Below are 22,123 nucleotides of genomic sequence, written 5' to 3' on the forward strand. Positions count from 1 at the left end.
AAACGACACTTGGCGCTACTCAGTTGGGGAGGCGGACCGGCATCACCAGGTAGCGGTAGTCATCCTGGTCTTCGCCGTCGGCGTCTGCCTGGGCTGTGATCATGGCGGGCTTGGGTGCCGTGGTGAAGGAGAAACGGACAAATTTGGTTTCAATCACGCTCAGCCCCTCCACCAGGTAGTGGGGGTTGAAGGCCACGGTGATGTCCTCACCGGAAAGCTGCGCTTCCAGTTCCTCGGACGCCTGGGCGTCCTCTCCGGTGCCGGCGTCCAGGTTTAGCTGGCCCTGCGTGAAGGCCAGGCGCACCGGGGTGTTGCGTTCCGCCACGAGGGAGACGCGCCGCACTGCCTCTACGAGTTCCTGGGTCTGCACCGTGGCGTGGATGGGGGTGGAGTCCGGGAACAGCGAGCGGATCTTGGGGTAGTCGCCGTCAACCAGCAGCGAGGTGGTGGTGCGTCCGCCGCTTTCGAAGCCAATCAGCCGGCTCTCGTCATCGGCGAGGGCGAGGTGAATGTCGCCGCTGTTGCCAAGGGTCTTGGCCACTTCGTTCAGGGTCTTGGCCTTGACCAGCGCGCTGGTTGAAATGCCGGGCGTGACCGGCTTCCACGGCACCTCGCGCATGGCCAGCCGGTAGCGGTCGGTGGCGAGGAGCGTAATGAGGTCGTCCTCGATCTCCATCCGCACGCCGGTGAGGATGGGCAGGGTGTCATCCTTGCTGGCGGCGATGATCACCTGGGACACCGCCTGGGCAAAGGAGTCGCCGGGAACGGTACCGCTGATGGGCGGAAGCGCGGGAAGCGGCGGGTACTCGGCTTCCGGCATGGTGGCCAGGTGGAAGCTGCTGCGGCGGCAGGTCAGGGTGACTTTGTTGCCGTCTGTTTCGACGTCGACCGGAGCGGATGGCAGGCTGCGGCAGATGTCTGCCAGGAGCCGGCCGGAAACCAGGATGGTGCCCTCGTCCCTGATGTCCGCTGCTATTTCCAGGCGGGCAGAGGTCTCGTAGTCGAAGCTCGAGAGGCTGACGGTGCCGGCTTCGGCTTTCAACAGCAACCCGGACAGGACCGGTACGGGCGGCCGCGGAGACAACGAGCGGGCTGTCCAGGTGACGGCTTCTGCCAGGACGTCCCGATCGACTCTGAACTTCACGGAAGGGTGCCGCCTTTCATTGCTGCTGCGTTGATGTTCCTGAAACGTCCCGCCGGGAGTTCCGAAGAGTTGTTGCCCCGCTCGTGTTCCTGCATGGTCCGTGCTGCCGGAACCACACGAAAACCCGAGGATGGGAGCGCTGCTGACAGCTTAGCCGGAAGATCCGGGATTAACCCATCCCCCAAGCCAGCCATGCCCCTTCGGGCCTCTCGGCCTGGAGACGTTCGGGAGGGCGGACCGGTCTTGTTGTTTGAGGGATTTCAATTTCTTGGGATTAGTAGTGTTAATAACTGCTGTGGAAACTGTGGATAACTCCCCCTCGCCGCGAGATCCGGCGGTTAAGGCCTGTTCATGGACTGTGGGCGGCGGAGGTTTTAAACAGGGTGTGGATGGGGACAACATTTTTCGCGATTTTTCGAATCCACAGGCGCCTTAAGGGTTTTAAGCCCATTAACCGCGGTTGTCCCCTTAACTATCCACAGGCTTATCCACATGCACCTGTTAATAAGGTATAGAGACGGCGGCTACGAGTCGCGCTGCTGCTGCTTGATCCGGTTGGTCAGCTCCGTCACCTGGTTGTAGATCACACGGCGCTCGGCCATCAGCTCGCGGATCTTCCTGTCGGCGTGGATCACGGTGGTGTGGTCGCGGCCGCCAAGCTCCTGGCCAATCTTCGGCAGCGACATGTCCGTCAGTTCACGGCAGAGATACATGGCGATCTGGCGTGCAGTCACCAGGGTCCGGGTGCGCGACTTGCTGCACAGCTCTTCCATGCTCAGCTTGAAGTACTCGGCGGTCTGCTGGAGGATCTGGCTGGACGTGATCTCCTGGGCGCCGTCGTCGGTGATGAGGTCCTTGAGGACCATTTCGGCAAGGGCCACGTCAACGGGCTGGCGGTTAAGGCTGGCGAACGCGGTAACGCGGATCAGGGCGCCTTCAAGCTCACGGATATTGCTGGAGATTTTGGATGCGATGTACTCAAGTGCGTCATCCGGTGCGGACAGGCCTTCGCTGAGCGCCTTCTTGCGGAGGATCGCGATTCGGGTTTCAAGTTCCGGCGGCTGGATGTCGGTGAGGAGGCCCCATTCGAAGCGTGACTTCATGCGGTCCTCGAACCCTGCCAGCAGCTTGGGCGGCTGGTCCGAGGTGATCACTACCTGCTTGTTGTTGTTGTGCAGCGAGTTGAACGTGTGGAAGAACTCCTCGAGCGTCCGGTCCTTGCCTGCGAGGAACTGGATGTCGTCGATGAGCAGGACGTCGACGTTGCGGTAGGTGGTCTTGAAGCTTGCGCCTTCATCGTCGCGGATGGAGTTGATGAAGTCGTTGGTGAACTCTTCCGAATTCACGTAGCGGACGCGGATGCCGCTGTAGAGCCGGCGGGCGTAGTGGCCGATTGCGTGCAGGAGGTGCGTTTTTCCGAGTCCGGAGTCGCCGTAGATGAACAGCGGGTTGTAAGCCTTGGCGGGTGCTTCAGCCACTGCGACGGCGGCGGCGTGGGCAAAGCGGTTGGACGAACCGATGACGAAGGTATCGAAGACGTACTTCGGGTTCAGCCGGCCGAACTCGTGCGACGTGCTGGGAAGCATCGGCTGCGGCTTCTGCTCGATCAGCTGGTCCGCGGAGAAGGACGGCTCGACGACGACGGGTTCAGGTTCCGTGTGGATGGGCACCAAATCGGTATCGACGTCGATGGCGCAGCGGATGTCATCGGAGAAGACGTTGTGCAGCGCATCATCCAGTGCGTCCTTGACTTGGGTCTGGAGCACTTCACGGGTCAGCTCGTTGGGGACGGCCACCAGGAGGGTGGAACCGATCAGGCCCTGGGCCTGCGCGAGGATGACAAAGCCCCGCTGACGTGGTGAAACACGGTGGTCCTGTTCCAGCAGGCTGACAACACGCCGCCAGGAACTTCCGACAGTATTGGCGTGGTTGGCTTCGTCTACTGTCATCAATCGGTTCCCTCAAAACTTGCTTTGCCTGCATTGCCTGCAGCCGCAAGTCATGAACCAGGATGGATTCAGCTTCATCCACAGGGTTATGCACAGTCCGTGGATAATCGGCTACTGGGCCACTCTAGGGGATGAAAAGCCTAGAAGATAGCTGGCAAGTAGCTTGTGGATAATTACACCGGTGTGGTTCGGAAAAGGGGGCTGTGAGCCACTTCATCCACAGGCTCCGGGGGTAGGTTAGGCACAGCTGGGGATAGGGACCACAAGGGGTTCCGGTTTGACTCGGGGGCTTAAATTGCCCTAACGTTGTGAAGTCCTTTGTGTCCGCTTTTTGGCCCCATCTGAATCTCTCAGGCGCAGTGCGCTTGGGCAGCCGGGGGAAGCGTGCATATACAAAACTTAGCGTCGGCCAGTTCTTCCCCATACTGATCGGGTGGGCGCACCTTTGATCCACTGGAGTAACTAACGTGAGCAAGCGGACTTTTCAGCCGAATAACCGCCGTCGAGCCAAGAAGCACGGCTTCCGCCTTCGTATGCGTACCCGTGCCGGCCGTGCCATTCTGGCAGCCCGTCGTGGCAAGGGTCGCACCGAGCTGTCGGCCTAAATACTGACTCGTCGGTAGACATTTCTTTGCGAGTTTAAGGTGCTGGCCACCCGTAACCGTTTGAGGACTGCATCCGATTTTTCAACAACTGTACGTTCCGGTGTCCGCAATGGGCGCCGGAACGTAGTGTTATATACGGCAGCCATTGCTGCTGACGAACCCAGCCGGATCGGGTTCATCGTTTCCAAGAGTGTAGGGAACGCTGTGGTCAGGAACCTCGTTAAGAGGAGACTGAGAGAAGCAGGTGCTGCCTCGCTGCGCGAGCACGGTACCGGGTTTGCCATAGTGGTCCGGGCGCTTCCCGCGTCCGCAACTGCCAGCTGGGACCAGCTGCTGTCGGATTACAATGCCGCATTGGAATCGACGATGGTCCGGCTGGCCGGCCGCCCCGCAAGGGCTGCTGCCAAGGATTCGGCCGGTACAACACAGGAGGGGACACCGCGTGCGTAACGTCACCGCCGTCGTCGTTACTTCTCTCCAACGTGGTGCCGCATCCGTGGGGCTGTTCCTGTGGAACCTGCCCCGGAATATTCTCATTCTTCTTCTCAAGGCCTACCGCAAGGTGATTTCCCCCTTGTACGGCCAGGTGTGCCGGTTCTTCCCCTCCTGCTCGGCCTATGCGCTGGAAGCTGTCACTGTCCATGGCGCCGTCAAGGGAAGCTGGCTCGCTGTCCGGCGCCTTGGCCGCTGCCACCCATGGAACGCCGGCGGTGTGGACCACGTCCCCGCTGGCCACCGGGAATGGCCGGAACACCAGACCCCCACAATTGTTGTGCTGAACAACCCGGACAAGTACCTGGCTGCTCGGACTGATGGAGAAGGCCGCAGTGCGGCCTGACGAATAGGGATAAGTATGGACTTCTTTGAAACAATCATGTTTCCGTTCAAATGGCTTGTGTCCATCATCATGGTGGGATTCCATGAGGGGCTGACTGCCATTGGGCTGCCGGAAGCCTCCGGCTGGACGTGGACGCTGTCCATCATCGGCCTGGTGCTGGTGATCCGTGCCGCCCTGATCCCCGTGTTCGTCAAGCAGATCAAGGCCCAGCGCGGCATGCAGCTCCTGCAGCCCGACCTCAAGAAGCTCCAGGACAAGTACAAGGGCAAGACCGACCAGCTGTCCCGCCAGGCAATGGCGCAGGAACAGATGGCCATGTACAAGAAGCACGGGACCAACCCCTTCTCCGCCTGCCTTCCCATGCTGATCCAGATGCCGTTCTTCTTCGCACTGTTCACAGTGCTGTCCGGCATTTCGACGGCGAGGGACCGCGGCGAGGGCATTGGTGCGATGAGCCACGGCCAGGTGGAACAGTTTGATGACTCCACCATCTTCGGGGCCACGCTTTCCGCGTCCCTTCTGCACGGCGGTGAAGGCAACCTGACCGCCGTCTGGATCCTCTCCATCATCATGATCCTTGCCATGACTGCCTCGCAGTTCATTACGCAGAAGCAGATCATGGCCAAGAACATGTCCGAAGAAGCCATGGCCAGCCCGTTCATGCGCCAGCAGAAGATGATGCTCTACATCCTGCCGATTGTCTTCGGTGTTGGCGGCATCAACTTCCCGATCGGCGTCCTGATCTACTGGACCACCACCAACCTGTGGACCATGGGACAGCAGTTCTTTGTGATCCGCCGCATGCCGACGCCGGGATCCCCCGCCGCAAAGGCCCTCGCCGAGCGCCGGGCTGCCAAGGGCCTTCCGGCCCTCCCTATCCTGGGCGGCAAGAAGGATGAGGCAGCCGACGCCGCTGCTGCCGCCGCGGCCGTGGCCCAGGCCAAGGGCCAGCGTATCCAGCCACAACGCAAGAACAGGAAGAAGAAGTAATGTCTGCCGAAAGCACCGAACACGCCCTGTCCGAGGAGATCATTGACGATCAGGACGCGTCCGAGAACGGGGAGGCTTCCCTGCCCAAGGCCTCCTCAGCCAGCCGCCTGGAGGAAGAGGGAGACGTAGCAGCGGACTACCTCGAGGAGTTGCTGGACATCGCCGACATCGATGGAGACATCGACATTGAGGTCCGCAACGGACGCACCTACATCTCCATCGTGACCGAGGAAGAATCAGACGCCCTGGACAGCCTGGTGGGTGAGGACGGCGAAGTCCTTGAGGCACTCCAGGAACTGACCCGGCTTTCGGTTTTGTCCGCAACCGAGAACCGCTCGCGGCTGGTGCTGGACATCAACGGTTACCGGCAGGAGCGTACCGGCCACCTGCAGAAGGTTGCCGAGGACGCCGCCGCTTCAGTCAAGGAAAGCGGCCAGCCGGTGGCACTGGAGCCGATGAGCGCCTACGAGCGGAAAATCGTCCATGATGCCGTTGCTGACCTGGGACTGGTCAGCGAGTCCGAGGGCGAAGGCGCCGGACGCCACATCGTTGTATCCGCTGAGTAGAGAATGGCTGATCCGCTAACCATGGTTGACATTACGCCAGCTGAGCTTTCGGCCGCGGAGAAGATCTTCGGCGACCGGTTGGACCTGGCTAAACGCTATGTTGAACACCTGGCGACCTCGGGCACGGAGCGCGGCCTCATTGGACCGCGGGAGATCCCCCGCCTGTGGAGCCGGCACGTCCTTAACTGCGCCGTCATTGAGAGTGAGATCCCCGAGGGGAGCCACGTCGCCGATGTCGGCAGCGGTGCAGGCCTGCCCGGGCTGTGCCTGGCGATTGCCCGGCCGGACCTGGAGCTGACCCTCATCGAACCGCTGGAACGCAGGGTGATTTGGCTCCAGGAAGTTGTTGACGACCTGGGCCTGGACAACGTCACAGTCATGCGGACCCGGGCTGAACTGGCCGTGGGCCACGTTGAGGCGGATGTGGTGACGGCCAGGGCCGTTTCGGCCCTCAGTAACCTCGCAGGCCTGACCATTCCGCTTCTTGCCGGCAAGGGCGAAGTAGTGGCCATCAAGGGCCGCAGCGCCGCCGAGGAGATCGAAAAAGCCGCCAAGACCATCCGTAAGCTTGGGGGCGTGGAGACGTCTGTTCTCACCGTTGGTGAGAACCTCCTGGAGGAACCCACCACCGTGGTTCGCATCGTTGTAAACAAGTCCCAAAAGAAGGCCTAGTTCGGGCCCGGTGGCCTAACTCTGGCGGGTCCAGCAGTTAGGCTAGACAACGGCAGCAAATTTGGCTGAACGAGAGTGAGTGTGCCCCAGTGACCAGTAGTGAAGCCTCCACACAACGGATACCCCCGTTTGTGTCTTTGGGGTCAGCACGTTCTGTCGCTGGTCCTATCGCGACCCCCGCCAGAGGCGGGATTCACCCGGAACGGGTTTCGAAGGCCGCCAAGTCAGCAGCCGTTTCACGTGAAACAACTGCTGGCGGTAGATCCAACGTTATTGATGCGATCGACGATTCCAGCCCCATTGCCCGCGAGCTGGCGCATGAAACCAAACGCCGTGAACGCCTGATAGGTCGCCAACTGCCGCGTCCTGAGAACACCCGGATCTTCACGGTCTCCAACCAGAAGGGTGGGGTGGGGAAGACCACCACCACCGTGAACATTGCGGCGGCCCTGGCGGCGGCCGGCCTCAATGTCCTGGTGATCGACATTGACCCGCAGGGCAACGCTTCGACCGCCTTGGGGATCGAACATCACGCGGACGTGGACAGCATCTACGATGTCCTGATCAACGACGTGCCCCTCGCCGATGTGGTGGCACCGTGCCCGGACATCGGAAACCTGATCTGCGCACCCGCAACCATTCACCTGGCAGGCGCGGAAATTGAGCTGGTTTCCCTCGTGGCCCGTGAACAGCGGCTCAGGCGAGCCATCGACGTTTATGCCAAAACCCGAGAGAAGAACGGCGAGCAGCGGCTCGACTACATCTTCATCGATTGCCCGCCAAGCCTTGGACTGCTGACCGTCAATGCTTTCTGCGCAGCCAACGAGGTACTCATCCCCATCCAGTGCGAGTACTACGCACTTGAAGGCCTGAGCCAGCTGCTGAAGAACATCGAGATGATCCAGAAGCACCTGAATGCCGACCTGGTGGTGTCGACGATCCTGTTGACCATGTACGACGGCCGTACCAACCTCGCAGCCCAGGTTGCGGCCGAGGTCCGCCAGCACTTCCCGGATCAGGTCCTCTCTGCTGTGGTTCCGCGCTCTGTGCGTATCTCGGAAGCACCGAGCTACCAGCAGACGGTCATGACGTACGACCCTTCCTCCAGTGGAGCCCTGTCTTATCTGGAAGCCGCTGCTGAAATAGCAGAGCGCTAAAATCTTCAAACTGCAACGACTGGAGCCTGGCAACGCCTGGCTCTACCACTGGAGGGATTACCAATGAGCGAGAAACGACGCGGCCTGGGCCGCGGTCTGGGTGCGCTGATTCCAAGTTCCGCCGCCGCCAACGGGTCGGGTAACGCGACAACCGTCTCGCGTCCGGTAGATCTCTTCTTCCCTGAGGGACGCAAGAAGACGGAGCCTTCAGAGGAGGCCGTCGAGACCCAGTCGTCGAAGCCCGTAGAAGAAAAGACTACGGCGGCTGCGTCCCCCAAATCCTCCCCAGTCAAACCTTCTTCAGCCAAGTCTGCTGCAACCAAGGGGCCGCAAGCTGGTACGACGGCACCGAAGGCGAATGCTGCCGCTAAGGCCAAGAAGGAAGTGCCGGCAGTCAGCGTCGACGACGCTGATGAAGCTGGGCAGAAGCAGCAGGGCATGCCGGAGGAGGTTGCCTCGGCAGGCACCACCGGTACGCGCAATGAAACTCCTGCATGGAACGACAACGGCGTTGATCTGGTGGAGGTGCCGGGTGTCCGCTTTGCGGAAATTCCGGTCTCTGACATCCACCCCAACCGCAAACAGCCGCGGTCTGTCTTTGATGAAGACGACATGGCTGAGCTTGTACACTCGGTACGCGAAATCGGTGTCCTCCAGCCAATTGTTGTGCGGAAGTCAACCGAAGAAGGTGGCGAGCCCTTTGAGCTCGTCATGGGTGAGCGCAGATGGAGGGCAGTTCAGGCCGCTGGCCTCGAAACCATCCCTGCAATCGTCCGGGACACCACCGACGACGACCTGCTTCGGGATGCGCTGCTGGAAAACCTGCACCGCAGTCAGCTCAACCCCCTGGAAGAAGCTGCGGCCTACCAGCAGCTCTTGGAAGACTTTGGGACGACGCACGAACAGCTGGCGGACCGCATCGGCCGTTCGCGTCCGCAGGTCTCGAATACCCTGCGGCTCCTTAAGCTGCCTCCGCTGGTGCAGCGCCGTGTAGCGGCCGGCGTTCTGTCCGCGGGCCACGCTCGCGCCCTCCTGGCCCTTCCTGACGCTGCCGCGATGGAGCGCCTGGCTCAGAAGATCGTTGCGGAGGGCATGTCGGTCCGAGCAACGGAAGAGGCTGTGACGCTGTATCAGGATCCGGCGAAGCCGACAAAGAACAACATCCCCCGTCCTGGTGCCCGCCATGAGCGGCTCGACTATTTGGCTTCCTCGCTTTCCGACCGGCTTGATACCAACGTCAAGATCTCCCTTGGTGTCCGTAAGGGAAAAGTGAGCATTGAATTCGCGAGCGTCGAAGACCTCAACCGCATTATGGAGGTCCTGGCTCCCGGCCAGAGCGGCTAACCATCTTTCTGCGAGTAGGGCCCGGTTCACATCGAATCGGGCCCTACTCGTCTCTAGGGCCTTCCTGCTATGACCGAGCACAGCATATACCGGGCTTCATTTAGGGAGTACACGCTATAACGGCACCTTTAGGGCTGATAGAGTTGGCGGCCCACGGAGTTGTCACGAGCGGAACTGAGTGAGGCATGGGCCGTTTGCGAAGCCCGTCACCTTCGTTGACTGCACATCTTGCGCATTACTTAGTCGGAAGCGCGTAGGCCCGAGCAAATGCCAGTCAACCTCAGGCCCGAAACTGAAACCCCACCGTAGAAGCTGTAAGGCTTTCCGCAGGCTTTAGACGGTTACCGGTGGACCCAGACCCGATTGAGCGTGTTCCGCCAGGTGTAGCAATGTTTCACGTGAAACTCGTCGCTGGCCGCCGCAATCGGAGCTTCGCAGTACTGTGCCTATGGCCAACTGGCGCCCAAAGCGGCCAGCGTGGGGGCGAGGAGCCAGGGAGGCAGCTCTGGGCTGGCAGATAAGGTGCTTGTCTATGCCGGATGCTGGCCATTTGAGTAACCCCTATACCGGCGGAGTTGGTCTCTCCTGCAGCACGCATCGTCGTCTCACAGGGGGCGGAGCCACGCCGTTAGCAAGCGAAGATGCGGTAAATCAATGGAGTTGTCGAAAGGCAGGCCTGTGTGTGGCTTCCTGGATCGTTCAATTGGGCGCTTCGCAGGTATCCAAAACGGCAGGGCGGTGCCCCTAATGTTTCACGTGGAACATGTGGCGGTATGTAGTGGCCGCGACGCCGCCTTCGTGTCGTAGTCCTGTGGGCTCTTCTTGCGTAGAACGGCATTCTTCTTAGGAACTATTAGCCCTAGTCGTCGCTAGGGAAGGTATTTAGGCTAGAGAGCTGGAGTCCCCCACTGCGTAGGCGGCCTGGGCAAACTTGTCCGGCTTCAGGTTGATGCGATTCTCGACCGTTGTCTTGTGCAGTATTGACGCCGATGATGTCTTGTGGCCCAGCGTTGCGTTGGCGCATGTGTTCCAACGGCATTTCGGGCCTCGGTCTCAAAAGGCTGTCCAACACGTATTCAAATCCAAGACGACAACCGCTGCCCGGACTCGCTCATCTACAGTTATGGGCACTGTGACCGGACAGTTTGGTCGTGGCGGAGGACTCCATCACATTGGTCGACAAGTGCAAACGTTCCACGTATGGCCGAATTGCGCAAACGTTCCGGTTTGACCAGGTCGTGCATAGGCCCGTTTCACGTGAAACAGGGACCGATCGGTAGGGACGAGCAAAACACTGTTTTGGTCGGCTCGAAAGTTCAGGCTGTTGCCCACGCCGTAGTTTGCGTTGAAGCCGTTCTCAAGGTTCGAGTCAGCGGATCTCACGACCTCGACGAGCGGTGGGCGAGGACGCATTCCGAGCGGGAGGAGGGCACGCAGGGTAATCGCTTCAGCGTGGGGCGCACTGTTGTCGAATAGCTGCGCTGGCCCGCTGGCGGCCGACATTTACTCCCAGCTTCGACCCTACGAATCTGAGCCATTTCCCTGGACCTCGCGTATTGGTGGGCCATCGGGCGCCAATTGCTGGACATGTAGCGCCGCCCAGTGCCAGGAACTGTCGGGCGTCCCATGTGCGTGGCCATGGGACGCCCGCGGCATATCATTGACGCGCCCCCACAAGCCCGGTTCCGTGCGACAGTGGATCCAGTCCTTGCTGCTCTCCCCTGGCCGATGCCACTCTAGTCCTCGTTGAATCCTGCGCGACCGTGGTCCTTTAGCCACTGACTGTATCCCGGATTATGGTGCTTGTGCGTATCTAGAACTGCGGAGGTGCCACAAGGTTTCACTATCGCGTGCCATCCTGGCAGAGCACGAATTCGGACTATGTCGCAGGAGGTTAACGGCTTTTACGCCTCTGATCCAGGGGTGGACAACTGCATCTCCACCTGCACCTTTCGGCCCAGGATCATTTCTTGCTGGTAGCGCAGACCGTGGAAAACGCTGTGGATAACCATGTGGATAGGAGGCTGTCGGTTGGGAGAGTTTTAGGGCCGTCTTGCTTTACGGGTTTGCCAGACTGGCGCGAAATTTTTGGCTTCGCAGGTGACCGACAATGGGGCCCCTCGTGTTTCACGTGAAACACTCGGCGGTTTGCTGTACGCGGCGCGCACAAGACGAGATAAACAGCCTGGATGCAGCTATTTCAAGCAACTTTCCTGCATTAGGAGAACCGCGCACTCTGGGGCCCAGAGCCGTGAGATGCAACACTACTTGTAGTCACCGACTGGCGGCCGTATATCTGTCGATCCCCGTCAAATAGATGGCAGGGCCAAGGGCCTCGCGCCCTGCTGATATTGCTGTGAATACCCGTTGGTAGCTCTGTGGAAAAAGGTGTGGATATCTATCATGGTCTATAACCCCTGGTAGCGCGCTGGCGATGCATAGAGGTCAACGTCGATCAACACCGGTCTAGGAGTCCAAGGCTCTTCGCTTCTTTTTGACGCGCCCGGATTTCAAGTCGACGCCAATCCCAACTCAGCGCTCATCAGCTAAGTCGGTGAACCAAGGCCGTCATTCCCCTGGAGATGTCCAGTTTCTCCCTTGCGCAGTCCCCCTGATGCCCTGCACATGGATGGGCCGGCACTCTGCGGCTTCCTTTCCTGTGCTCGGCCAGTCAAAGAGCCATCCCTTTTAGCAGCGTGCCAAGTCGTCCGCGCTGAGTAGGAGAACAAATTGCGCACAAACCCCGCCTACCCATCCTCCATTGCAGGCGATAGGACCACGCACCGCAGAACTGAGCCCCGTCCTCGCTAGCCCCAAGGGGATGACATCGGCGCGTCTGCAGCTCAAGTCAGATCGTTGGCGTGCTACTGCCGAGGTGCTGCACCCTGGTGAAGGGCTGCATCGCGGTTCGAGGAGGACGGACCGCCGGCCGCGCATTCCGTTTCACGTGAAACAGTACGTCGCATCAAGGGGCTTCTGCTCTTCGCCTACGTCAAGACTGCGGCTTGAACGCAAAGCCCTACTCGGAGGGGATCGGAAAGCGCGCTTCGATACTGGCGTTCCAATTTAGGCGGGTCTGCATCAACGAGCGGCTGTTACCGCGACGCACAATTCATTCGTCCTACTGCAGGTCCGCTGCCGTACGCCCCCGTGTCTGAACATGCTTGAACTCCATGACCCCTCTGGTGCCCGCACGCTGAGTTCCACGTGGGACGGAAGGATAGAAGATCGGCTGGTGATCGTCAGCATGCACATGCGGCTCATTTGCAGCCTAAGGCAGATCGACTGCGGAGTGGACCATCATGTCTGTCGGTGACATGGCTAGCTGAAACCGCGGCACGCTGGGGCCTTGGTCGTTCTTCCACATCGGGAGGGAACGGTTTACTGTGCTTCTAAATGATGCGGAAGGGTGCAGTGCGCAGGTCGACTGAGCCAAAAGGCGTGCCGCGCGCCACCCCTGCCAGTGACTCATGGGCATTAGGCGATCGCCATCCACTTTCCTGGAGCAGGGAATGGCTGGGCGGTCGCTTGATTTCTATGTCAACCAGTGCCTGATTTCGATAATCGCACCATGCACTTGTGTTTGTTTGTTCGTGTGTCCTTATGAGGAAAGGGCTATGCGTGTTGTGGCTCGGCAGCACTGCGTGGCAATGGTCTCAACCCACTTGATGTTTCACGTGAAACCGCAGCTGACGCCTAGCCAACGGCTACGGAGGCCGTGCAGCCAGCTCAGGAGTTATCTGGTGATATCTTGTGCCTTTTCCGACCAAGCACCTCCGGAGAACAGCGGCCTGGCCTTTCCTGCTGCCGTGTCTTCTTCCGGCCTTGGTGGAGCTTTCGCCTGCTGACGCGGTCTAGGAAAAGTTCCAATGTAGCCCTTCTCCTAAGAGTTCGACGTAGCGGTTCATTTGCCAGCCCACGGAGCAGATTGCTACCCAGATGCCTTTTGGTCGTCAGGAGGCACACCGAAAGCCTGAAAGTGTTCCGCGAGTTAAGAGGGCATACCGCTCCTGGGCATCAGATGTGGACCGAAACCGCGCCACATTGGTGCTTCAGCTTGGAGCACACTAGTCCAGAGTCATGTTTCACGTGAAACACGTAGACCGCCGCGTTGGTGAACACGGACACAGCGCCTTGTCGTCGGTTTAGGCACTACGGTTGTAGGCATGTGGCAACGTTGCTGGCAACTGGCAACAAAAAAGTGGCCACCGTCAGGCAGTGGCCACTCTTCTGTTCAATTCAGCTGAGGTAGAAAAACCCCTAGGACAGAACGTCCGCAAATTCCTTTTCGAAGAACTGCTTCGGCTTGGCGCCGATGACTGTGCTCTTCACTTCCCCACCCTGGAAGAGATAAACGGCGGGGATTGAGGTGATGCCGTATTCGGCAGCGATAGCCGGGTTGTCGTCGACGTTTACCTTGACCACGTCGACCTTCTCGCTGTATTCCACGGAGATCTCATCCAGGATCGGGCCCAGCTTGCGGCAGGGGCCGCACCATTCAGCCCAGAAATCAACGATTACCGGCTTTTCGGAGGACAATACGTCCGTGCTGAAGCTTGCGTCCGTTACGTCTTTTGCGTTGCTCATAACCTGATCTCTCTCTTCGGGTATCGTGGCGGTACTTACGCGGGCAAGTCTGCGAGGTAGTGCTCAACATCGATCGCCGCGACACAGCCGGAGCCTGAAGCGGTGATCGCCTGGCGATAGGTGGGGTCCACCACATCACCGGCCGCAAACACGCCGGGAATGCTGGTCCTGGAGCTCCGGCCTTCGACGGCGATGGTTCCCTCAGAGGTGAGGTCCAGGATGTGTTTGACCAACTCGGTTCGGGGGTCGTTGCCGATCGCTACGAACACGCCTGTGACTGCGAGATCGGAAACACTTCCGTCAAGAAGATTCTTGACCTTCAGCCCGGTGACCTTTTCCTCGCCGATGACGTCATCCACAGTGCTGTTCCAGACGAAGCTGATTTTCTCATGGGCCAGGGCACGGTCGGCCATGATTTTGGAAGCCTTCAGGGAGTCCCGGCGGTGTACAACCGTGACTGACCTGGCGAACTTGGTGAGGAACAGGGCCTCCTCCATGGCGGAGTCACCGCCACCAATCACAGCGATGTCCTGATCCTTGAAAAAGAAACCGTCGCAGGTTGCACACCAGCTAACGCCGTGTCCGGAGAGGCGCTTTTCGTTCGGCAGGCCCAATTCGCGGTAGGCCGATCCTGTGGAGAGAATGACGGCTTTTGCCTTGAAGCTCTCACCGGTGGCGATGGTGACCGTCTTGACCGGTCCTTCAAGTTCAAGACTGGTGACGTCCTCGAACTGGATCTCCGTGCCAAAGCGGACAGCCTGCTTTTCGAAGTTCTCCATCAGGTCCGGACCCATGATCCCCTCCGGAAAGCCCGGATAGTTCTCAACGTCTGTTGTGTTCATGAGTTCGCCGCCGGCAGTGACGGAGCCGGCCAGCATCAGCGGCTTCAGGTTGGCACGTGCTGTGTAGACAGCTGCCGTGTAACCGGCCGGGCCTGAGCCGACAATGATGACATCACGTACATCGGACGCGGTTTTTTCTGCGATGGTCACTGAACGGTGAACCTCTTCCTTGTTTGACGCGCCCCTCGTGGAGGCCGGCCACATGGCACAACTGCTGCGTGTTGCTGATTATTCCGGCGCCAGGACATGGTTGACCACCGGTGCACAGCAGGCCGCCGTCACCGTAGGCGCTCTTTCAAGGTTACCGCCCAGGCGGCAGGAGTCCGCGTGCTCCTGGATGTGTCCAAGATTCCACACTAATGACTGCCAAGGCCCTCACGAACGCCACCCACAGTCAGGAGGAACCTGGTTACTGGACCTTGATCTCCGCGAGCCGGATGCCGAATCCGTAACGGGTCTTCGGAGCAGCCAGCCGCGGCAGGGAGTTGATGGAGACGATCACATACTCGGCCTCCACCGGCTCCGCCAAAGGCATGGTCAGGTCAGTGGACGTGAAGCTGTTGGTTCCTACTGCTTTAGCCCCATCCAGTGCAGGACGGTCGTTGGTGTAGACAGTGATGTTGCCACCCGAGCCGCCAAGCTGCGAAAGCGTAATGGAGGACACCTGGGTGGGCTCCTCGAGTTTCACCACCAGGGGGACGCCCTGGGGTGCCAATCCGCCCCAGTTCTCGGTGGCGAACTCCATGTCGGACCAGAAGCTCGCTGCGTTACCGTCGTACGCCCTGACGAGGTCGCCATCAAAGGTGGCCGCAAAGTCGAAGTTGCCCTGCCTGGTGATGCTCTCGATGGCCGGGGGTGCAGCCGGCGGGGCCGTTGTGGGTGCCTGCGTCGGAGCCGAAGTGTCTTCAGGAGCGCTGTTGTTGGTGCCCGGTGCCGTGGGCACTGCCTGCGGCGGCGAGGAGAACAGGCTGCCCAGGTTGGTGACGGCAAATACCAGTCCGGCAATGAGCACCACGGCCAGCAGTCCACCAACCAACCAGCGCATGGACCGTGGCTCGCGGGCGGGTTCGTCACGGTCGTCGTCGTCATAAGGGCCCTGATCGGGAATGGACGCGCCGCCACCAGCTGCCGGTGCAGCCGACCGTGCAAAAACGGAAGATTTCTTCTTCTTGGCCTCTGGTTCGTCGTCGACCGAGGAATCCACCGCGGCATGCTCTTCAGCGTGCGCGTAATCGTCATCGGACCACAGCGACACCTTGGGCTTACCGGCAGGTGAGCCGGGGGATCCTTGCGTGTGGCCTACAGCCGGCGTGTGGGCGGCCTGGTGATCCTCGGCGCGTGCCGAACGATCGGTTCCGGAGCCGGCGGCAGCGGACGCACCTGCGGCTCCTCCCGCAGCAAGAGCTCCACCGGCTGCCGCTGCCTGGCCTCCAGCGGAGGCCCCGTTGGACGAGCGTCCAGAGGAAGGCGCGGCAGCAGGACGAACTGGTGGTTTCGGCGGAACAGCCGGCGCTGCACGGTAAGGATCCACCTGGCTGGCGTGGTTGTCCGAGTAGTTGATGTAGCCGGCTTCTACATGGTCTTCATCGTCGTAGGGTTCCGGCTCGTTCGACCGTGGCTGGCCAAAGATTTCGCTTCCCAGGGTGTCCGTGAAAAAAGGTTCCACGTAGGGAGGATTGGAGGCCACCACCAGGTCCAGCAGATCCGCTGCGGAAGTGTGGTTGGTGATGAGGTAGGTGGCTGCCTCGCTCATGCCGAGGTCCAGGACCTGGACGGTTCCGGGACGTTCGCCGGTGGCTACTTCCCGGGCGCTCTGGGCAACCTGTTCGGTGTTGCCGGGTCCGGCCACCAGTATGCTGACGGGACGGTTCAGGACCTGATCCACACCGTCCAGCACCAGATCGTGGTCGTGCGACGCCAATACCGTGGCAGTGACCTTGTAGCGGCCGCCCAGTACTGATCCGACATCGATCGGGTTGGACACGTGTTCCTCCTAGACTGTCCGGGATTGCCGGCTTGAATGATGCAACCACCGTCCAGGAGCCGGCGGGCGCCTGACCCCTGGATGCAACTACCCCTGTACCTTTTCGATCCTAGCCGATTGCGTCCCTTCCACCTTGGACGAAGGCGGCCGGAAACCGCGGGAACGTCACTTTTTCCGGGGTTTCCTCGGCTTGAAATGGGGGTTCTCTCCGGGCTTCCCCTGGAAGGTGCGGCGCCCTGGAAGGGGGATCTGCTCCCGCAGGAAACCTCCCCGTGCCGTGCTGGACTGGTCCTCTCCCGGGAGGTAGTCGCCGTCGGACGTTGGCGGGCCATCGCCGTCGAGCGGTTCCTTTTCCCGCGCCCCGCGCCCGGGCGCCGCCTGCTCCGGGGCCGGCCCGGCCCTGAAGGATACGGCGTCGAACTCACCTGAAATCCTTGGGATGAGGCCTGTGTCAACGGACGTGGTGGCACGTTCCGGCTGCTGGCGCCCACCGGATGGAGAATCATGCGGTGAGTCAGACGGCGCACCGGAGGGCGCGTCCGACGGCGGGGTCCCGCCTCCAGCGGGAGGTGCGGCCGGTCCGCCGCGCCCCAGCCGGCCGAGGAGGGGCCGGAGAAGGTCGCGCAGTTCGGAAACCCGGAACAGCTTAAGGAGGAAGAAGTAGGCCACCAGCATGATTGGGCCCACCACAACGACGGTGATGAGGGCTGCCAGCCTGTCGCGCCAGGCAAACCCGTCCGGACTGTAGCTCCCCAGGAGCCACAGGGCACCCGCGCCGGCGATGGCGGAGCCCAGCGCTGCATACCCCATGCGGATGTAGGAGTTGGCGATCCGCGGCCCGTCCAGGTGCCCCAGGAGGCGCCGCAGGAACCAGGCGCTGATGACCACCGAGAGGATGTTGCCCACCATGTAGAGGACTGCGATGGCGTAGATGATCTGGGTGACAGGAAGGAACTGGATGGCGAACGCACCGGCCACGTACACAACAGCCAGGAGCAGCTGGACGTAGAAGGGCGTCCGGGCGTCCTCGTTCGCGTAGAACACCCGGGACATCATGAAGTTGGCGCTCATGAACGGCGTGCTGAGCGCCAGGATGGTGAGCGTCTGGGCCAGCATCACTCCGTCCTGGCGGAGCCCGCCCGAGAAGAACATGCCGAGGGGACCTGCCAGGGCAAACAGCGCCAGTGCACCGAACACGGTTGCCACCGCCATGGTCCGCAGTCCGTGCGAGAGGGCTTCACGCAACGCGTCACGGTTGCCGTCCTGGGAGGCCCGGGTCATCCGGTTGAACAGCACCGTTGCCAGGGATAGGGCAATGATGGAGTGCGGCAGCAGGTAGAGCTGGCTGGCCACCTCCAGCACGGCGTTTCCTGGCAGCATGTAGGCCGAGGGGTCCCCTGCCTGCTGGAGCCTGATGCGTTCCGCGCCGGGGATGGTGGCGATACGCATGACATAGAGGAACGCGAGCTGCCCGACGGCGGCGGTCAGCAGGGTCCAAACGCTCAGCTTGGCTGCCTGGCCCAGTCCCACTCCCCGCCAGCCGAAGCGGGGCCGGATTCCAAGCTTCAGCCTCATCACGGGGATCATCAGGATGGCTGTTTGTGAAATGACGCCGATGGTTGAGAACCCGGCTACCAGCAGGGTCTGGGTGGCGCCCCAGTTGTCCAGGGTGTGCGGGTTCACCTTGTTCTCGCCGAAAATCCAGATGAACATCCCCAGGCCGGCTATCGCCACCAGGTTGTTCAGGATGGGCGCCCACATGGCGGGTCCAAAAGCCCCATTGGCGTTGAGGACCTGCGTCAGGAGGGCATACAGGCCATAGAAGAAGATCTGCGGCAGGCACCAGAAAGCGAATGCCACGGCCAGCGCTTTCTGCTGCGGAGTGTATCCCTGCGTTGTGAGTTCAATGACCCAGGGTGCCGCCAGCGTCACCAGCGCCGTCAGTCCCAGCAGGAGCAGCACAGCCAGCGTGAGCAGCCGGCTGATGTAGTCCGCTCCCCTGTCCGGGGCCTTGCTTGCCTTGATGATCTGCGGAACAAGGACAGCATTGAACACCCCGCCCGCCACGAGCAGGAAGATCAGGTTGGGCAGGTTGTTCGCATTGATGAAGGTGTCATTGACAGTGGAGCCCAGGCCGAGCGCCGTGCCCAGCATCCAGGTCTTGCCAAAGCCCAGGAACCGGGACACGAGCGTCCCGGCGGCCATGATGGCACTTGACCGGGTTTCACTGGCAGCCACGGCGCCAGGGGTGCTGTCCGGGCCCGCCGGCTCGGGGGGAACGCCGTCCGGGACGGCATCGCCGGGCCGGCCGGCTTTATCGGAAGGAAAGTTGGTAGCTGACATCGACTTCATCGTCTCACCCGAAGGCAGTTAAAGCCGCAACGCAGGCGCCCTGCGCCCGGGAACCTGCAGTCCTAGAGGTGCTCCGGGAGGACCTCGCGGGCGAGGTCGGCAATCCGGCGTTCGTTGGGGAAGGACAGCTTCCGGGCCAGCTCCTGGATGGGAACCCAGGCCACGTCCACGGCTTCCTGGTCCGGATCGTTCTCGATGGTCAGTTCGCCGCCCGTTGCCCGCAGGAGGTAATGGTGGACCGTCTTGTGGACCCGGTGGCCGCTGACTGTAAACCAGTAGTCAATGCTTCCGAGCGGCGCGAGGATGTCCCCCTCGATGCCGGTTTCTTCGGCAATTTCCCGGACCGCTGCCTGCTCGTTGTTTTCCTTGCCCTCCGGATGGCCCTTCGGCAGGCACCATTCCAAACGTCCGCCGCGGTTAAGGCGGGCGATGATCGCAACCCTCAACTCGGCGTCGGACGTGTCCACTACAACGCCGCCGGCCGAGACTTCCTCAACCGTGGGCAGCGATGCCGGTGCCGCATGCTGGGCAGGGGCAACGTGCGCACCGATTGCCGACGGCAATGGTGCGTTTGTCCTCCTGCCGGGAGCGCTCGGTACTGGATGGGCCATGGAGTCCACTCTAACGACTGTTGCCCGTTCGTGATGACCGGAACATGACACCAACATGGACTGCATATGACGCACTTTGCCGGCGGTGGAGTGATTCCGCACGATCTTGACCGTATTTTGGCCTGCCGATGCGCTGGTTTCTGACAAGCTTAAGTAACTATGGCTCACGCACATCACAAGACAGATTCCCAGACCGTCGATTTCCAGGTGGACCCGGTGGTCCTGGAGCTCGGCCGGCGCTTTGTGGACGCCGGCCACGAGCTGTCACTGGTGGGCGGCCCGGTGCGTGACCTTTTCCTGGGCCGGACCTCCCCGGACCTGGACTTCACCACCGATGCCACCCCGGACCAGACGATTGCCCTCATCAAGAAGTGGGCGGACAACTACTGGGAGATCGGCCGCGCCTTCGGAACCATCGGCATGCGCAAGGCAGGATTCCAGATCGAAATCACCACCTACCGGGCGGAGGCGTACGATCCCGATTCCCGCAAGCCCGTGGTGGCCTTCGGTTCGTCCCTGACAGATGACCTGCTCCGGCGGGACTTCACCATTAACGCCATGGCCCTGAAGCTGCCCTCCCTGGAACTGGTGGATCCTTTCGGCGGCGTACGCGACCTCCATGCCTCCGTGCTGGCCACTCCCGGGGCGCCGGAAGCGTCCTTCTCGGATGATCCGCTGAGGATGATGCGCGCGGCACGCTTCGCCGCCCAGCTTGGGGTCTCCGTCCACGAGGACGTCCGGCAGGCCATGACGCAGATGGCCGAACGGATCACCATCATTTCCGCCGAACGGGTGCGGGACGAACTGGTCAAGCTCATCTGCGGCGCCCGCCCGCGCGTCGGCGTGGACCTGCTGGTGGACACAGGACTCGCCGAGTTCATGCTGCCCGAGGTTTCGGCGCTGCGGCTGGAATCGGACGAGCACCACCGGCACAAGGACGTCTACCAGCACTCCCTGCAGGTCCTGGAACAGGCAGCGGAGCTGGAGACGGACAGTGAGGGTCCGGTGCCAGGGCCGGACTTTGTGCTGCGCTTCGCAGCATTAATGCACGACGTCGGGAAGCCGGCGACGCGCCGCTTCGAACCGGGCGGCGCGGTGAGCTTCCGGCACCACGACATGGTGGGAGCGAAGCTCACCTCCAAACGGATGAAGGCGCTGCGTTTCGATAACGACACCACCAAAGCCGTGGCCCGCCTCGTAGAGCTCCATATGCGCTTCTACGGATACGGGGACGCCGGCTGGAGCGACTCCGCAGTCCGCCGCTACGTGACCGATGCCGGGCCGCTGCTGGAACGGCTGCACCGGCTCACCCGCTCGGACGTCACCACCCGTAACCAGCGGAAAGCCGAACGCCTGGCCTTCGCCTACGACGACCTCGAGGCCCGCATCGCCGCGCTCCGTGAGCAGGAATCGCTGGATGCCGTGCGGCCCGACCTTGACGGTGCCCGGATCATGGCCCTGCTGGGCATCAAACCCGGTCCGGTGGTGGGGCGCGCCTACAAGTTCCTGCTTAACGAGCGGATGGAGAACGGTCCCCTGCCCGCGGAGGATGCGGAAGCACGGCTGCTCCGCTGGTGGGCAGGCCAGCCTGAATCAGCACCTGCCGTCCCCGAATCCCCGACGCCTGGCGCTGGAACGTCGCCCGCCGTCGTCGAGCCGTCCCCTTCTGAGGAGTCCAAGTGACCATTCCTGCCCTTGCCCCCAGGCCCCAGCTTTGGATCCTCCGCCACGGCGAGACGGAATGGTCCAAGAGCGGCCAATACACCGGGCTTACGGATCTTCCACTGACCGTCGAGGGCGAACAGCAGGCCGTGGAGGCCCGGAAGGTGCTGGATCCCGTGGACTTCGACCTGGTGCTCACCTCGCCGTTGAGGCGCGCGCGGCGTACGGCCGAGCTTGCCGGCTTCCCCGATGCCCAGCACGAACCTTTGGCTGTTGAGTGGAACTACGGCGACTACGAAGGGATCAGCTCGGACCTGATCCGCAAGGACAATCCGGACTACCTCATCTGGACCCACGGCGTTCCCAACGGCGAAACGCTGGACGAGGTGGCGGCCAGGGCAGACAAGATTATCGGGCGCGTGCTTGAGTCCGGCATGGACAATGTACTGATTGTGGCCCACGGCCATTTCTCAAGGATCCTTACCGCACGCTGGCTGGAATTGCCGCCTACGGAAGGCCGCCATTTCATTCTGGGTACCGCAAAGGTCTGCACTCTCGGGTGGGACAAAAAGACGCCTGCGATCGTCCGATGGGGTCTCTAAGAGAGACCACCAAAATAAGGTTGGACAATTTTTGGATATTAAGTAGCCAATAGTCCAACCGGTGGTGTAATTTTATTCCTGATCCCAGAGCGTCCTGCCGGGATCGCGGCGCACGCTGCCGGGTCCTTGGCCCGCGCGGCGGCAGAGCAGAAAAGGAGGTTGGGAAAATGATTACTTTGACTAGCGGATGGAAGACGACCATCACCGCTGCCCCGGCC

The 22,123-nt window shown here is 61.3% G+C and carries 17 protein-coding genes; 10 read left to right on the top strand and 7 right to left on the bottom strand.

Translation table 11 applies throughout. The features are described 5' to 3' along the window. Positions 1-19 precede the first annotated feature (19 nt). Both dnaN and dnaA read right to left on the bottom strand, forming a co-directional pair. Positions 20-1,144, bottom strand: coding sequence for a DNA polymerase III subunit beta (dnaN, locus tag IEX43_RS10030; RefSeq protein WP_174178547.1), 1,125 nt, complete (start codon positions 1,142-1,144; stop codon positions 20-22). Between the two features lie 524 nt (positions 1,145-1,668). Continuing rightward, positions 1,669-3,093, bottom strand: a complete 1,425-nt coding sequence (dnaA, locus tag IEX43_RS10035) for a chromosomal replication initiator protein DnaA (RefSeq protein ID WP_104186677.1) — start codon at positions 3,091-3,093, stop codon at positions 1,669-1,671. Between the two features lie 467 nt (positions 3,094-3,560). On the opposite strand from dnaA, the gene rpmH reads away from it, so the two are divergent. The 8 genes from rpmH (at position 3,561) to IEX43_RS10075 (ending at position 9,265) form a co-directional block, all read left to right on the top strand. After that, entirely contained in the window at positions 3,561-3,698 is a 138-nt protein-coding gene (gene rpmH / locus IEX43_RS10040) for a 50S ribosomal protein L34 (protein WP_003800212.1), read from the top strand. 39 nt (positions 3,699-3,737) lie between these two features. Continuing rightward, entirely contained in the window at positions 3,738-4,148 is a 411-nt protein-coding gene (gene rnpA, locus IEX43_RS10045) for a ribonuclease P protein component (RefSeq protein ID WP_174178543.1), read from the top strand. Next, positions 4,141-4,536 (top strand): membrane protein insertion efficiency factor YidD, encoded by a 396-nt coding sequence (gene yidD, locus IEX43_RS10050; protein WP_188810648.1) that lies wholly within the window; start codon positions 4,141-4,143, stop codon positions 4,534-4,536. Before rnpA ends, yidD begins: the two co-directional genes overlap by 8 nt. Positions 4,537-4,551: 15 nt before the next feature. Next, positions 4,552-5,526: a membrane protein insertase YidC gene (yidC, locus tag IEX43_RS10055; protein WP_104186681.1), complete on the top strand. Its 975-nt coding sequence runs from the start codon at positions 4,552-4,554 to the stop codon at positions 5,524-5,526. Then, entirely contained in the window at positions 5,526-6,092 is a 567-nt protein-coding gene (locus IEX43_RS10060; protein ID WP_066272692.1) for a Jag family protein, read from the top strand. Before yidC ends, IEX43_RS10060 begins: the two co-directional genes overlap by 1 nt. 21 nt (positions 6,093-6,113) lie before the next feature. Then, on the top strand, positions 6,114-6,764 hold the full coding sequence (gene rsmG, locus IEX43_RS10065) for a 16S rRNA (guanine(527)-N(7))-methyltransferase RsmG (protein WP_174178524.1): 651 nt from the start codon (positions 6,114-6,116) through the stop codon (positions 6,762-6,764). 89 nt (positions 6,765-6,853) lie between these two features. Continuing rightward, positions 6,854-7,921, top strand: a complete 1,068-nt coding sequence (locus tag IEX43_RS10070) for a ParA family protein (RefSeq protein ID WP_308422227.1) — start codon at positions 6,854-6,856, stop codon at positions 7,919-7,921. A gap of 63 nt (positions 7,922-7,984) precedes the next feature. Beyond that, complete coding sequence (locus tag IEX43_RS10075) at positions 7,985-9,265, top strand: ParB/RepB/Spo0J family partition protein (RefSeq protein ID WP_188810650.1); 1,281 nt, start codon at positions 7,985-7,987, stop codon at positions 9,263-9,265. A gap of 4,260 nt (positions 9,266-13,525) precedes the next feature. On the opposite strand, the gene trxA is transcribed toward IEX43_RS10075, so the two are convergent. From trxA to IEX43_RS10100, 5 genes are all read right to left on the bottom strand, one after another. Then, complete coding sequence (trxA, locus tag IEX43_RS10080) at positions 13,526-13,852, bottom strand: thioredoxin (protein ID WP_188810651.1); 327 nt, start codon at positions 13,850-13,852, stop codon at positions 13,526-13,528. A 35-nt stretch (positions 13,853-13,887) separates the two neighbouring features. Then, entirely contained in the window at positions 13,888-14,844 is a 957-nt protein-coding gene (trxB, locus tag IEX43_RS10085) for a thioredoxin-disulfide reductase (RefSeq protein ID WP_188810652.1), read from the bottom strand. Positions 14,845-15,103: 259 nt separating this feature from the next. Beyond that, positions 15,104-16,678 (bottom strand): protein kinase family protein, encoded by a 1,575-nt coding sequence (locus IEX43_RS10090; RefSeq protein ID WP_188810653.1) that lies wholly within the window; start codon positions 16,676-16,678, stop codon positions 15,104-15,106. A gap of 165 nt (positions 16,679-16,843) precedes the next feature. Further along, a complete protein-coding gene (murJ, locus tag IEX43_RS10095) occupies positions 16,844-19,021 on the bottom strand; it encodes a murein biosynthesis integral membrane protein MurJ (RefSeq protein ID WP_188810654.1) in 2,178 nt (725 codons plus the stop codon). A gap of 71 nt (positions 19,022-19,092) precedes the next feature. Then, positions 19,093-19,593 carry an NUDIX hydrolase gene (locus IEX43_RS10100; protein WP_104186702.1) on the bottom strand — a complete coding sequence of 167 codons (501 nt, stop codon included), beginning with the start codon at positions 19,591-19,593 and terminating at the stop codon, positions 19,093-19,095. 207 nt (positions 19,594-19,800) lie between these two features. On the opposite strand from IEX43_RS10100, the gene IEX43_RS10105 reads away from it, so the two are divergent. Then, positions 19,801-21,324: a CCA tRNA nucleotidyltransferase gene (locus IEX43_RS10105; RefSeq protein ID WP_188810655.1), complete on the top strand. Its 1,524-nt coding sequence runs from the start codon at positions 19,801-19,803 to the stop codon at positions 21,322-21,324. Next, complete coding sequence (locus IEX43_RS10110; RefSeq protein WP_102976429.1) at positions 21,321-21,905, top strand: histidine phosphatase family protein; 585 nt, start codon at positions 21,321-21,323, stop codon at positions 21,903-21,905. Before IEX43_RS10105 ends, IEX43_RS10110 begins: the two co-directional genes overlap by 4 nt. Positions 21,906-22,123: the final 218 nt, after the last annotated feature.

The organism is Pseudarthrobacter polychromogenes, assembly GCF_014644495.1.
In the GTDB taxonomy this organism is placed as follows: Bacteria; Actinomycetota; Actinomycetes; order Actinomycetales; family Micrococcaceae; genus Arthrobacter; species Arthrobacter polychromogenes.